At 47.0% G+C, this 13032-nt stretch carries 9 protein-coding genes; 8 read left to right on the forward strand and 1 reads right to left on the reverse strand.

Going from position 1 to position 13032, the window contains the following annotated elements; translation table 11 throughout:
• Positions 1-319: 319 nt before the first annotated feature.
• On the reverse strand, positions 320-1363 hold the full coding sequence (locus tag RB622_RS13455) for a ScyD/ScyE family protein (protein ID WP_308047080.1): 1044 nt from the start codon (positions 1361-1363) through the stop codon (positions 320-322).
• A gap of 277 nt (positions 1364-1640) precedes the next feature.
• Here RB622_RS13455 and RB622_RS13460 point away from each other — a divergent pair, with 277 nt between their 5' ends.
• The 8 genes from RB622_RS13460 to RB622_RS13490 all read left to right on the forward strand — a co-directional run bounded on the left by RB622_RS13460 (position 1641) and on the right by RB622_RS13490 (position 12580).
• Positions 1641-5597 carry an ATP-binding protein gene (locus RB622_RS13460; RefSeq protein WP_308047081.1) on the forward strand — a complete coding sequence of 1319 codons (3957 nt, stop codon included), beginning with the start codon at positions 1641-1643 and terminating at the stop codon, positions 5595-5597.
• Positions 5598-5856: 259 nt separating this feature from the next.
• On the forward strand, positions 5857-7056 hold the full coding sequence (locus RB622_RS13465; protein ID WP_308047082.1) for a hypothetical protein: 1200 nt from the start codon (positions 5857-5859) through the stop codon (positions 7054-7056).
• 440 nt (positions 7057-7496) lie between these two features.
• Positions 7497-7775, forward strand: coding sequence for a hypothetical protein (locus RB622_RS13470; RefSeq protein ID WP_308047083.1), 279 nt, complete (start codon positions 7497-7499; stop codon positions 7773-7775).
• Positions 7776-7882: 107 nt separating this feature from the next.
• The gene (locus tag RB622_RS30320) at positions 7883-7960 is read left to right on the forward strand and encodes a potassium-transporting ATPase subunit F (RefSeq protein WP_409021436.1); all 78 of its coding nucleotides are present in this window, start codon (positions 7883-7885) and stop codon (positions 7958-7960) included.
• A 10-nt stretch (positions 7961-7970) separates the two neighbouring features.
• Positions 7971-8102, forward strand: coding sequence for a hypothetical protein (locus RB622_RS13475; protein WP_308047084.1), 132 nt, complete (start codon positions 7971-7973; stop codon positions 8100-8102).
• Positions 8103-8108: 6 nt separating this feature from the next.
• Positions 8109-9797, forward strand: coding sequence for a potassium-transporting ATPase subunit KdpA (kdpA, locus tag RB622_RS13480; RefSeq protein WP_308047085.1), 1689 nt, complete (start codon positions 8109-8111; stop codon positions 9795-9797).
• A gap of 106 nt (positions 9798-9903) precedes the next feature.
• Positions 9904-11946 (forward strand): potassium-transporting ATPase subunit KdpB, encoded by a 2043-nt coding sequence (gene kdpB / locus RB622_RS13485; RefSeq protein WP_308047086.1) that lies wholly within the window; start codon positions 9904-9906, stop codon positions 11944-11946.
• Positions 11947-12019: 73 nt separating this feature from the next.
• On the forward strand, positions 12020-12580 hold the full coding sequence (locus RB622_RS13490; RefSeq protein WP_308047087.1) for a K(+)-transporting ATPase subunit C: 561 nt from the start codon (positions 12020-12022) through the stop codon (positions 12578-12580).
• The last annotated feature ends 452 nt before the right edge of the window (positions 12581-13032 follow it).

Raw genomic sequence — 13032 nt, forward strand, 5'->3', positions numbered from 1 at the left:
AGGTCACGTGGACTGAAATGGTCATTTTTTTCGTGTTTTGGGAGCCGTTTTGGGCCAATCAATGCTTACAGCATCATGATTTCCCCTCCACTTTTTGGCGCACTTTTGAACCAGCCTACATGTCGTTTTTTCGTAAAAAAAACGTTGTTTAAATGAAAGCAATACTGATTATTACAAACGAAAACACCCGAAAATTTCCGGGCGCCCTCATCCATAAACGCAGATACCGGATGACCGAATTTCCAATTAGAAACGGATCAGGTCATATGGTTCAACCTTATTCAAATGCACGATCGCGTCAGGATCCTGCGATTCCAAATCACTGAGCAGCCAATTTCATGATGAGGCCAGGTCCATAATACAAGACGTAATAGGTATCGGCCAAAGCAGAGCTTAACATGATGTCGACGGGTGTGATGGCCGGAGCCAGTAAGCTTTGACCGGCATCTTCCCCACTTGCAATGCGTCCACCCGCCGCCGAAAACCCAAACTCGGTAACGACCAGCTTGCCGCTTGGCGCAAAAACAATATCCGTAAGGGCTGAAAATCCTGATTTGTAAACTTTGGGTTCGGCAGGAGTCTTTGAAGCGTCAATCTGGTAAATTTTGGATAATCCTCCCGGAAACGGAAAGCCGACCAGCGTGGTTACGTAGAAGCTCGACCCATCGTAAACGATCCCGGTAGGTACTGCATCGATGGTTGGAGGTCCTACCATCGGGCTCGTCGGATTCGCCACATCAGGAAACACAGCATATATACTCAGCGCTTTGGAGTTTTTAGCACGGCGGACAACAGCATTAGCTCCGGCATCTACGATGAAAAGGTCTCCGTCTGTACCAAATGTCAGGTTGTACGGGTTGGAATCTTTGGCATCGGGCGCGTTAGGATATGCGTTCTTTACAAAAGTGCCTATGTCCTCCCCCGCCAAACTGCTCGCTTGAATGGGTTTGGTAACGCCGGGAACAAATTGAGATACATCAACAATGTAAAGCATATCGTCGACACCGTGTAAAATGTACAACTTTCCGTCGCTGTAAAGCAGGTGATTTAGTCCCTCAGGAGAGTTTTCCGGGCTCATTTTCGAAACGAATCCGGTAATCACGGGATATTTTTTCCCCGAAGCTGTGATGAGTGTAACCTGGCCATCATTCTCCTTACCGCTGCCAGCCTCGGTAACCCATGTGTTGCCATGGGCGGCATCGGCTAAGCCAATAGGCGATTTAAGATCCGTTGCAAAAGGTGCACCGACCGGTGCAAACGCCTGCGGACCGCCGATTCTGTGGTCCTGCATACAGCCAATTGTACCAAAAAGAAGGCCGGAAATAACAAGCAATGAACGAAAGCGAAACTGTTTTGTGATCATAATAATTTGGGTGAGGTTGGTTTAGAATTGTATTTTATCGCGGAATACTTTCAATAGCCAATGCTTTCGAAACAGCATAAGCGATATGGGTCGGAAGCGCTTTTTTTGTCAGGCAAAAGTAGTGTTGTGCCATGCAGACACACTATCATTTTTTGGACAAATGCTATCATTTTTTAGACATTTCTCTATATTTGATAACTTAATGGCAGTTTTTTCGGTAAAGTCACCACCGGGAGCTTAGGCGGCCGTTATGCATCAATAACCATTCCCCAACGTTGTGAAAATACCGCTTCTTTTACTTTTACTGGTTTGCGTGCAGGTCCGGGGACAAAAGCCCTTGTTCAATAGCCAGGTTCATTACAAAGTAGATGACGGTTTGCCGCAAAGCTATGTGAGTAGTATTGTTCAGGATGCCGACGGATTTGTCTGGTTTGGGACACTAGGCGGACTTGCCCGCTACGACGGGAAGAACTTCCTTTACTTCCTGCCCAATGCCAAGGATTCCAACAGCGTTTTATCCAGTGTGATCGTATCGGTAAAAAAGGGGCCGGGGAATCGTTTTTTTATAGGTTATGAAAACTGGGACAAGGAAATTTTCGATCCGCTGAAACAGCGTGTGGTATCAAAAGGTCTGATAAGATGGATGGAATCTCAAAAGTTGTTGACCGCGGAACTGGTCGATTCGCATGGACGCATGTGGATGCGCGACAAGCGTTCAGCCTTTGTTCTTGCCCTTCCTGAAAAAAATAAAGTCACCAGGTTTGACAGTACGCAAAAGAATTCCCCTCCAGGTGTTATCATTACCTTGACCGAAGACATCAGAGGCGACATTTGGGCCTTTCATTCCAAAGGTATATGCAAGTATGATTCGGTCAAAAACAGGTTCGATCTGAAACCCTTCAATATCCCCTTTTCGCTGGGCGGGTTGTATGCTTACAAGACTTGTGCGCTTCCTGATGGGCGGCTGGTTACAACGGATCGGAATAAGTTGATCGTCTTCGATCCGCGTTCTGGGAAATTCTCAACCGTCAGCATTCCAGGGTCTGAGCAAATATCCGCCGAACGTCCTATGCTGGGCGTTGGGCCCGACCGAAACTTATATTTTGTGGCAGGCAGCAGTGTTTATCGCTGGCTGCCATCCGGTGATTTTGAGCTGGTTTGGAAAGTTCCTGACAGCTTTGGAGAGTCCAAGGAAGTTATCAGTTTTTTCATCGATAGCACGAGTGTGCTCTGGGTTGGAACCAACGCAAATGGGGTGTACAAAATCAATCTCAGGGCCTTACCCCTATTTGCTTCTGCCTACCAAGACAATTTCCATAGCGACGTGCTCAATCTGCTGCCTGGTTTTTCCAAAGTCGTGCCAACTGCGTGGTTAAAGGAAAAGTGGTCATACGGCTTCAGATACCACTATACCCAAAGCGGAGCACTGATCTGTAGCATGGGCAAGGGACCGGGGGCCAACATGCATCCCGTCGTCTTAAAATACGAGTACGGGCAATGGCGTGCCTTACCCATGCCGGCAGGTAAATTTGCGGATATTACGGGTCTTACAAGTATAGGAGAAAGCATTTATGCAATTGACTACCAGGGCGGTTTGTGGACCTGGGAAAAACCTGACGAGCTACCAAAATTTGTGGACTTAAACAAAGTGATCACCCTGTCTGCGGTTATTGGTTTGGCAACAGACGGCAACGCTTTTCTGGTGCTTACACAACGGGATGGCATTTTTAAATTTCGTGACAATGCACTGGTCAAGTGGTATAAGGCGAACGAGCCACAAAAAAGTACAATTCCCTTTGTGGTCCGCTATTTTACGGGAATGATTCCCAACCCGTCTGATCAGAAACGATTCTGGATTGGTACGATGGGAGATGGTCTGATCGACTGGCATACCGAAAAAGGCTTTCAAAAGGTATTAAATGAAAAGGACGGCTTGCCGAGTGCAGTTATTTACACCATGGCAACGGATCTCGGCAAACGTATGTGGGTCGGGACAAACAAAGGGCTTTCACTCATTGATTCCAAGCGTTCAAAGGTATACACTTTTCAAAAACCGGACGGTTTACCGGGAGATGAATTTAACCGTTACCACGTATTCAGCTTTACCGACGGGCGGCTTGCTTTTGGTGGCGTGGAGGGATATGTAGTCATTAATCCCGAACTGTTTGCGCCCGATACGAGCAGCCCTCAAACGGCCTTGACGGGACTGTCAATAAAAAACAAACCTCAGATTTTTGGTAAGTCTCCCTGGATGGACGCGCCGCTCAATGCGCTAAAAACCATCGCATTACCTTATGATCAAAACTACCTGTCGATCTCCTATGCCGGTATTGCTTTTGGGAATCCGGGGAAGCTCACCTACCGTTATATGCTGGAAGGTTATGACAAGGAATGGAATCTCAATGGCAATGCAACCATCGCAAATTATACCGGTCTACCGCCCGGAAAATACACGTTCGCTGTCAATACAGCCAATACTTCCGGAAAATGGAGTACGTTCGTCAAAAGGATCGAAATTCGGATTACACCTCCTTTTTGGGCTACCTGGTGGGCATATACGCTCTACGGCCTGTTGCTTTTGGCGGCTGTCAGGACTTACTGGAAATTCAGGGAAAAGCAATTACGGCTGCACAATGAGGTCATCATCGGGCAAGTCAAAGCGCATCATTTGCAGGAGCTGAATGTAGTAAGGACCCGGTTTTTCGACAACATTACGCATGAGCTGCGTACACCGCTGACGCTCATCATCACCCCGCTCGAAAGGCTGATCCGACAACCGGAACTATCGCAGATAAGCCTGAAAAACATCGGCTATATCCGGGAAAATGCAAACAGACTTCTGGGCACCATCAACCAGATGCTGGACATTTCCAAAATTGAATCCGGAAAAATGCAAACGAACCTGGCCGTGGGCAACCTTGCAGAATACGTCGTCCAATGTATCCATGCTTTTATCCCGGAGGCAGAGCGAAAGGGTATCAGTTTAATGCAGGACGTAAAGAACGAAGCAAAATTATACCATTTCGATGCTGACAAATGGGGCAAGATTATTTTCAATCTATTGAGCAATGCCATAAAGTTTACGCCGCACGGAGGAACAGTTAACCTGTCTTTAAGCGCTGAAAATATTGATAAAAATACGGAGGAGGTCATTTTGGTTGTCCGGGACACCGGCGTTGGTATTGGTCAGGAGGCCGTGCCCCACATTTTCGAACGATTTTACATGGCCAATGACAGCGCAACGCGGGAACAGGCGGGCACGGGTATCGGGCTGTCGTTGGTAAAAGAACTCGTGGAATTGATGAACGGACGCATTAACGTGGTTACCGAGGCGGGTAAAGGCTCCGAGTTTATTGTTACGATCCCGTTAGTCCCGGTGCACTACGCATCCGAAATATATCCCGACACTTTACCCCCAGATTTATCCGAAACAAAGTTAGAAACCTCTGATTCCGCCTTGGGGCCTGAAATGCCCTTGTTACTGGTGGTGGAGGACAACGAAGAACTCCGGCAGTTTTTAACGGAAAGCCTTCGGGAAAACTGGCGCGTGCTCACCGCATCGAACGGAAACGAAGCAATGCAGGTGATTTTTGAAGAAATACCTGACCTGATCGTAAGCGATGTGATGATGCCGGGCATGGATGGTTATGCGTTGTGCCAAAAAGTAAAATCGGATGTGCGTACCAACCACATTCCTATTTTATTGCTGACAGCCAAGGCGGCGCAAAACAGCCGTATGGAAGGTCTCGTTGCTGGTGCCGACGACTATTTGTCAAAACCATTTCATTTGAACGAACTCGAACAGACGATCAGCACGAGACTTTTGCAGCGGGACAGAATAAGGAGGCACCTACAGCTGGAAATATTCCCGGCGGTTCCGCCAAGCACAACCGAGCGTACAAAAGATCAATTTATAAACAACCTTTATGCTCAATTGGATAAGCTGATCAGCACATCTGATATGGACGTGCAAATTCTGGCCACTGCAGTCAATATGAGCCACCGTACCCTGGCCAGAAAACTCAAGACGCTTCTGGATATAACCCCCGTAGAGCTCATCAGGAGATATCGTCTGCAAAAAGCAGCCATTCTGCTCGCGCAGGGAGAAACCGCAACGCAGGTATCCTACCTGGTTGGCTTTGAAAGCCCATCGTATTTTTCACAATGTTTTAAAGAACAATACAGCGTTACACCGAGCGAATTTACGCACAATGCATTGAGTTTAAACAAATGATTTTTTTAAACAAACTCCTCTTCTCTAAGAAAGGGTTGCTCAGATTTAAAGTTAATTTTTCATAATCGAGATACGCAACGTTATGTAAATGAAGGGGATGTCTTGACTCGTACGATAATGTCCATCAGTTTGCGTTGAAATAATTTTTGGCGCAGGATTAATTAATTCTTTATAATTTATTGACTAATTGGTTGTAACTTTCTGATACAATCATTGCCGTTTGAAATATAATTGTCTTAAATAATCCATCATCGACGTTATGAAAATTATTTTTATGATTCTATTGATGCTGCATTCATTTGACGCAGCTGCGCAACTCGACTGGCGTAACAGTACGCCGGGTTATCCCGATGGAGATCTGGACGGTCATACCTACCAGAATGTTGGTTCATCGCCACCAGTAAATGTTTCGGTTGCATTGGCTGGCGGCGGGACTTTGGCCTGGCAGGCAAATTATCCAAGAGTTTTTACGACAGCGCCCAGCAGGCTGGGATTGGGAGTCAACCATACTTCCAATGATCCGTCCACGTCCCTAGTATCGGTTACACTGTTATTTTCTGAACCGGTCTGTGGTTTAAATTTTAATTTATTTGAAATTGACAGAGGTGATTTGTTTACCGGCGCGGGAGGTGGATTTCAGTATGTAGATCAAGTTGTGATCACGGCTACCGATCAGAGTGGAGCAACGCTCGCAGATCCAGTAATCACAACCTCTCTATTTGCTACCGCAACAGGCAATACAATTACAGGCATTTCCAGTGATGCCACCGCGGGTGGTGGTGCACCTACTGGTGTGTCTTTTGCAGCAGGCAACTGTGTGAAAACTTTAACAATCACCTACCGTTCAACTTCAGACGCCAGGTTAAACCCTACCAACCAGCTTGTTTCCATTGGCAATATGAACTGGGGCACCGTCTTGCCTGTCACCCTTGTTTCTTTTGGAGGCCGAAAATCAGCGGAGGGAAACACGTTGAACTGGCAAACGACTTCCGAATCTGAAAGCTCACGTTTTAGTATTGAAAAAAGCAGCGATTCCAGGTCGTTTAGAAGCATCGGCACCGTTACAGCGGCCGGACAAAGCAATACCATATTAAATTATGCCTTTACAGATGCAGCGCCGTCTGAAGGTCATCATTACTATCGTTTAAAAATGATCGACCGGGATGAAACCTTCTCTTATTCACGTGTTATATCTATCAAAAATTCAGACGATATTTATTGTAAAATCCAACCGGTTCACAATGAATTTATTGTGAAAACAAATGCTCCACAGCCCGAATTTTGGCTCTACAACAACCAGGGAGCAGTAATTCCCTTTGAAACGGAATCCTGGGGAGCTCCGGGCAGTTACCGGCTAAAACCAAAGATCGATTTGCGACATGACCCAATGCTGCTAATTTTTAAAATTGTTTCTACCGAAAAAACATTTACATATAAACTTCTCAGAAGGCCTGATTAAGCATGTGATGAGAAGAAAATATTATAAACTGTAATCAAAGGACAGACTAGTCCTGAATAGCGATACAGATTTAAGATCAGTTTTAGTTACCGTGATTTGGGCCGTTGCAAAGTTATTCCTGCAACGGTCTACTTTTTTCTACCTTGGATTTGATCGTCAAATAATTGATTTTATCGAACCCGCGGTGAAAATCGAACCCTTGCCTGGATATCCCTGCTCCGTTAAACCCGTTTGTTGTAGATGCCTATCGCAAAGAAATACGCCATCAAATAAATCCCAACCCCCCATCCATTTTGATAAACCCTATCATTTTGATAGCCTTCTTACCCCCTGGCAAAAACCCGAATTTCATTTAACCAGCAACAAGTCAACAGGTTAAAACCAGGTCCTGGATCATGGAACAGCTTTGGTATCGGTTCTTATAACTAAAACAAAAGGTGATGAAAAACAAAATGACATACAGCGTTTACCAACGGATGCAGCGGTTTGCCTCCCTGACCGTCACGCTGGTATTGAAAGGCCATGTGAGCCGGGCAAAAAAATGCCTGGATGCCGTCGAAAGGCTCTATGCAAACGGAAGCGCGCAAACCAAAAATGCCATATCCAATGTCTATGTCTACAACCTGTCGATGGTTTTGGAAGTTCATCACATCGATGTTCAGCAGATATTTCCGGCTGGACTGCGCACCGAATACATCAAACAACGCAATGCTTATTAATACAATTTAAATCCCAGAATCATGATCACAATCCTCTTGGTATCCGCCGGAATTTTATGTTTCGCGCTCTTTTACAAAACCGTTCACTTCTTTGAAAATATCTAACCATGGCAGCTCTATTCATCGTAGCAATCGGCGTGTTTGGTTACATCTGTTATGTTTTAATCAAACCCGAAAAATTCTAATCTGAAAGGCATGACAACCCGGGACAGCGATCACAAAAACAAAACAGGCTTATGGGAAGTGCTCATCATCCTGTTGATCTGGCTGCTTGCCCTCTCGATGGTTTACATCATTTTCTGGAAAGTGAAATCGAATTTAAATTAAGAAAAAATGAACACTGAAATATTTGGAATCATTGCGATGTTTGTGCTGACGGCGGTTTTCGGCTTACCGCTGGGCAAGTACATCGCAAAAGTTTATGCAGGGGAGAAAACCGCCCTGGATCCCGTTTTTAACCCCATTGAAAAACAGTTTTTCAAAATCAGCGGCATCGATCAAAACGCTGAAATGAACTGGAAACAGCATATGTTTTCGCTGATCACCATCAACATGGTCTGGTTTATTTTGGGCATGTTTGTGCTGATGAACCAGGGCTGGCTGCCGCTGAACCCCGACGGCAACCCCGGACAAAGCGCCGATCTGGCCTTTAACACCAGCATTTCTTTTGTCGTCAACTGTAATTTACAGCATTACTCGGGCGAATCCGGCGTCAGTTATTTGTCTCAGCTGTTTTTGATGTTTCTTCAGTTTGTGACTGCCGGAACCGGTATGGCGGCAGCAGCCGTGATATTTATGGCCTTACGGGAACGTACAACGGATCAGCTCGGAAACTTTTACAATTTGATGGTAAAATCCTGCACCCGGATCCTGCTGCCCCTTTCCATTGTTGTCGCTTCCGTACTGGCTTTCAGCGGGACACCGATGACTTTTGAGGGCAAAGATACCATCGTCAACATGCAGGGCGACACCGTTCAGGTTTCCCGCGGACCGGTGGCCGCTTTTGTGGCCATCAAGCATTTGGGTACCAATGGCGGGGGTTTTTACGGGGCCAACTCGGCGCACCCGCTCGAAAACCCGAATTACCTGACCAATATGACAGAAATGATCGCGCAAATGATCATTCCCATGGCGATGATTTTTGCTTTCGGATTTTTCCTAAAAAGAAGAAAAATGGGCTGGATGATCTTCGGGGTGATGACCATCGGCTTTTTGGTGCTGGCCATTCCCACGGTAATCTGGGAAATCAATGGCAATCCTGCGATTGGCCATATGGGTGTGGACATGTCCGCAGGCGCGATGGAGGGCAAAGAAACCCGGCTGGGCAGTGCGGCATCCGGCTTTTGGAGTATAGCCACCACCGTAATTTCAACGGGTTCGGTCAACTCCATGCATGACAGCGCCATGCCATTATCCGGTATGATGCAGCTGCTGTCGATGATGACCAATGCTTTTTACGGCGGTGTCGGGGCAGGGATACTCAACTTTTTCATCTTCATTATCCTGGCGGTCTTTATCAGTGGATTGATGGTGGGAAGGACCCCTGAATTCATGGGCAAAAAAATCGAAGCCAGGGAAATGAAAATCGCCATGATCGTGGCCTTACTGCATCCCTTCCTGATTTTGGTGGGCACGGCACTCGCAGCAGCCTTTCCATCCATCACCGCTGCCACACTGGCCAACCCGGGCTTTCACGGATTCAGTGAAATGCTCTATGAATACACCTCGTCGGCCGCCAACAACGGCAGTGGTTTCGAGGGGCTGGGCGATAACAATCCCTGGTGGAATATTACAACCGGTTTTGTTCTGATCCTTTCCCGCTACCTCCCCATCATTGGCCCGGTCGCTATTGCAGGCCTTCTGGCCAGTAAAAAATACATCCCTGAAAGCGCCGGTACCTTAAAAACAGACTCGGCCACCTTTGGTGTGATGGTGCTGGCCGTGATCGTGATCATCACAGCATTATCCTTTTTCCCGGCGCTGACCCTGGGCCCGATCGCCGAATATTTCACGTTACGGTAGACACGGGATTCATTTAAATAAAAGCTGCAAAAACGGATTGTAACCAATATCCGGCAATCAGCAAGCAGCGCATACTTAATCAATAACGGCCAAACGCCATCAGGAAATGAAAAATAAAGATACGTCCTTGTTTCAAAAGGACCTGGTCAATGAAGCCCTCAAACAGGCATTTGTCAAATTAAACCCCAGCATCCTGTTCCGCAACCCTGTGATGTTCACCGTGGAAATCGGAACGGCCATTATGCTGGTGGTCAGTATATGGACTTTGATGGGAGAAAAATCCCAAGGCAGCTTTGCCTATAACTTCACGGTGTTTTTAGTCTTACTGTTAACCCTGCTCTTTGCCAACTTTGCCGAAGGCATCGCCGAAGCAAGAGGCAAGGCCCAGGCCGATAGTTTACGTAAAACAAGGGAGGAAACGCCAGCCAGACTGGTCATCGAAAACAAGGCCGGATTCTCGGTCTCGACCAGACAGGTCATGTCTGCTTCCATGAAAAAGGGGGATGTTTTTATCTGCGAGGCCGGTGACAACATTGCCACCGACGGCGAGATTATCGAAGGCCTCGCCACGATCGATGAAAGCGCGATCACCGGGGAAAGTGCGCCCGTTATCCGGGAGGCCGGTGGTGATAAAAGCAGTGTAACAGGGGGTACCAAGGTTTTGTCCGACAAGATCAAAGTCATGGTAACGACCGAACCCGGCGAGAGTTTTCTTGACAAAATGATCGCGCTGGTCGAAGGGGCCAGCCGCCAGAAAACACCCAATGAAATTGCCCTGACGATTCTGCTGGCCGGATTTACCCTGGTCTTCATCATTGTCTGCGTGACGCTGAAGCCTTTTGCCGACCAGGCCAATACGCCCATCACCATTGCCGCCTTCATTTCCCTTTTCGTCTGTCTGATCCCGACAACGATCGGCGGGCTGCTTTCGGCCATCGGTATTGCCGGTATGGACCGTGCGCTTCGTGCCAATGTGATCACCAAATCAGGGAAAGCCGTTGAAACAGCCGGTGATATTGACGTGCTGCTTTTGGACAAAACCGGAACGATCACGATCGGAAACAGAAAGGCGACGAATTTCTATGCCGCCAAAGGCGTGACGGATAACCATTTTATCAAATGCGCGGTCCTGAGCTCGATCGCCGATGAAACGCCGGAAGGAAAATCCATCCTGGAACTGGCGAATTTGAATCCATCGTCTTACAACCATCTGGCCAATCCAACCTATATCAAATTCACCGCCGAGACCAGAAGCTCCGGTATTGACTTTGACGAAACCAGGATCCGCAAAGGTGCTTTTGACTCGATCAGAAATCTGACCACCAAAGCGGGCAACAAATTCCCAACCGAAATTGAGGATAGGACAAGAGTAATATCCAGCAATGGAGGCACACCGCTGGTGGTTTCCGAAAATGAAAAGGTGCTTGGCGTGATCGAATTACAGGATATCATCAAACCGGGCATCAGCGAGCGGTTCGAGCGTCTGCGCAAGATGGGTGTAAAAACGGTGATGGTGACCGGCGATAACCCGTTGACTGCGAAATTTATTGCCGAAAAAGCGGGTGTCGATGATTTTATCGCCGAAGCCAAGCCGGAAGATAAAATGAACTACATCAAAAGGGAACAGGAAAGTGGTAAACTGGTTGCCATGATGGGCGACGGTACCAACGATGCGCCAGCCCTGGCCCAGGCTGATGTTGGGGTGGCCATGAACAGCGGTACACAGGCGGCCAAGGAGGCAGGCAACATGGTGGATCTGGACAATGACCCGACCAAACTGATTGAAATTGTCGAGATTGGGAAGCAACTGCTGATGACCCGCGGGACGCTGACGACTTTCTCCATTGCCAATGACGTCGCCAAATATTTCGCCATCATCCCGGCCTTGTTTATTGCCTCGATCCCAGCCCTGAAAGGCCTGAACATCATGGACCTGCATAGCCCGGAAAGCGCAATTCTCTCCGCCGTGATTTTCAACGCCATCATCATTCCGTTCCTGATTCCTTTGGCACTGAAAGGCGTAGCCTATAAACCCATCGGCGCAAGCGCGCTGCTGCGCAGAAACCTGTTTATCTACGGTCTGGGCGGGATCATTGTCCCTTTTATCGGTATAAAAATCATTGACCTTGTCGTCAGTATCTGGATTTAGCAGACTAAAAAGAGTAACCATTAAATACAAAACCTGGCTGGTGGTAAGCCGCCGCCAGCCTAAAAATAAAGCAATGAAAACGAACTTATTTCCGGCAATAAAACTAACGGTTGTTACCCTGATTTTCTTCTCGGGCGTATACACAGCCATCATCTGGGCCGTTGCCCAATTGGCCCCTAACCATGGCAATGGCGAGGTCGTGGTGCAGCATGGCAAAAAATACTACACCAATCTGGGCCAGACTTTTACCGAAGACAAATACTTTAATTCACGGTCGTCAGCCGTCGATTACAATGCGGCCGGGAGCGGTGGCAGCAACAAAGGCCCGTCAAACCCCGAATACCTGCAAACCGTTCAGGCGCGCATCGATACTTTTCTGCTGCACAATCCGGAGGTTAAAAAATCGGACATTCCCGTCGAACTGGTCACGGCCAGCGGTAGCGGTCTGGATCCGGATATTTCTCCCAAAGCCGCTTTGGTCCAGTTGAAAAGGATTGCCAGAACTCGAAATATTTCCGAAAAAAATGTGCAGGCGCTGATCGAAGCAAACACGGAAGCACCTTTGCTCGGACTTTTAGGCCCCGCCAAAGTCAATGTTTTAAAATTGAACATAGCCCTTGATCAGGCTAAATAAGTCCAAGTCATTTACTCAACGTTTTTTATAATACGGTGCCCGCCACTATAAGAGAAGGCACCAACACAATATTAACCCGACGGCACTTTATGGCATCTTTCAATTGTATTAATATGTGTATTTAAACGCAGAGTAAAGGGAGTTGAGCGCTGAGTTTCGTGATTGTTTATTTAACCAGAACTGATGCTTAACTCCTTTTATCATTAACCCGGCAGTACTTCATGAGATCCTTAAATTGACTTAAAGTATCCAATATCAACAATTTAAAATCACCTTAAATACCTACCTTGTTAATGAGTCCTTTCCCGAAATTAAAACACCTCTCCAAACTCAGCGCTCAACTCCCTTTACTCTGCGTTAATATTTTTCACCAGTTAGAAATATCAATAATTTGAAATTACGTTAGATGCCCGTCGGGTTAATCACTTCAAAAATCCAGTACACTTACCAGT

It is taken from the genome of Dyadobacter sp. LHD-138, from assembly GCF_030929615.1.
Taxonomy (GTDB): domain Bacteria; phylum Bacteroidota; class Bacteroidia; order Cytophagales; family Spirosomataceae; genus Dyadobacter.

Bases quoted from the DNA above. Each gene is read 5' to 3' on its own strand.
- RB622_RS13455 (WP_308047080.1), bottom strand. From the start codon at position 1,363: ATGATCACAAAACAGTTTCGCTTTCGTTCATTGCTTGTTATTTCCGGC.
- RB622_RS13465 (WP_308047082.1), top strand. From the start codon at position 5,857: ATGAAAATTATTTTTATGATTCTATTGATGCTGCATTCATTTGACGCA.
- RB622_RS13470 (WP_308047083.1), top strand. From the start codon at position 7,497: ATGAAAAACAAAATGACATACAGCGTTTACCAACGGATGCAGCGGTTT.
- RB622_RS30320 (WP_409021436.1), top strand. From the start codon at position 7,883: ATGGCAGCTCTATTCATCGTAGCAATCGGCGTGTTTGGTTACATCTGT.
- RB622_RS13475 (WP_308047084.1), top strand. From the start codon at position 7,971: ATGACAACCCGGGACAGCGATCACAAAAACAAAACAGGCTTATGGGAA.
- kdpA (WP_308047085.1), top strand. From the start codon at position 8,109: ATGAACACTGAAATATTTGGAATCATTGCGATGTTTGTGCTGACGGCG.
- kdpB (WP_308047086.1), top strand. From the start codon at position 9,904: ATGAAAAATAAAGATACGTCCTTGTTTCAAAAGGACCTGGTCAATGAA.
- RB622_RS13490 (WP_308047087.1), top strand. From the start codon at position 12,020: ATGAAAACGAACTTATTTCCGGCAATAAAACTAACGGTTGTTACCCTG.